Here is a 692-nt window from a genome sequence, read left to right as displayed (position 1 = left end):
GATGACCTTTTCCCATTTTGCATATAAAGTTGTATTTTCGGTTACCTTATCCGTTGTAAAATTCCATGGTGTACTGAATACAGCATCTGTATACCAACCTGCAAACTCATATCCAGCTTTTGTTGGGTCTGCTGGCTTTATTGCTAAGGTGTCTTCAGTTACCTTCTGTGATACTACTGTGCTACCTCCATTTGTTTCGAAATCCACCGTATATTGTGGGATGACCTTTTCCCATTTTGCATATAAAGTTGTATTTTCGGTTACCACGTCTATATCAAATTCCCATGGGATACTCAACGTTTTACCTTTATACCACCCTATCAATATATGACCTGCCTTTGTAGTATCTGCTGGCTTAGTCACTTTAGCTTTGTCAGTAACTTTTTGAGACGGAATCGCACTTCCGCCGTTCGTTTCAAAATTCACCGTATACTGTACGACTACCTTTTTCCATTTAGCATATAAGGTTGTATTTTCGGTTACCTTATCCGTTGTAAAATTCCATGGTGTACTGAATACAGCATCTGTATACCAACCTGCAAACTCATATCCAGCTTTTGTTGGGTCTGCTGGCTTTATTGCTAAGGTGTCTTCAGTTACCTTCTGTGATACTACTGTGCTACCTCCATTTGTTTCGAAATCCACCGTATATTGTGTGATGACCTTTTCCCATTTTGCATATAAAGTTGTAT

At 39.0% G+C, this 692-nt stretch carries 1 protein-coding gene; it reads right to left on the bottom strand.

Going from position 1 to position 692, the window contains the following annotated elements; genetic code table 11:
• Positions 1–692: InlB B-repeat-containing protein (locus tag NY607_RS24225; protein ID WP_259420616.1), on the bottom strand; the 692-nt coding region annotated here is incomplete at both ends.

The organism is Lysinibacillus sp. A4, assembly GCF_024919535.1.
Taxonomy (GTDB): domain Bacteria; phylum Bacillota; class Bacilli; order Bacillales_A; family Planococcaceae; genus Lysinibacillus; species Lysinibacillus capsici.
The sequence above is the reverse complement of the archived record's forward strand: the minus strand, read 5'-3'. Positions and strand labels throughout refer to the sequence as shown.